The 253-nt window shown below is 56.1% G+C and carries 1 pseudogene; it reads right to left on the reverse strand.

The annotated features are described in order from the left end of the window. Positions 1-130 (reverse strand): annotated as a pseudogene (locus ACLFKU_RS44860) (IS3 family transposase); the annotation flags it as partial. Between the last annotated feature and the right edge of the window lie 123 nt (positions 131-253).

Raw genomic sequence — 253 nt, forward strand, 5'->3', positions numbered from 1 at the left:
GCTCGTTCTTCAAGCTGTTGAAGAAGCTTTCCGTCGGCGCGTTGTCCCAGCAATTGCCTTTGCGACTCATCGAGCAGCGCATCCCGTACGAGGCCAGCTTGCGCTGGAAGTCGTGGCTGGCGTATTGGGCGAATTCAACCGGTCGTCGCAACACTGGATTGTTGAACAGATTTTAGGTACTCGTCCAGCGCTTCCGCAGGCGTCTTCCAGCCGAGCGTTTTCCGGGGCCTGGTATTCAATATGTTAGCAACGG

Source organism: Paraburkholderia sp. EG304, assembly GCF_046543485.1.
GTDB lineage: Bacteria > Pseudomonadota > Gammaproteobacteria > Burkholderiales > Burkholderiaceae > Paraburkholderia > Paraburkholderia youngii.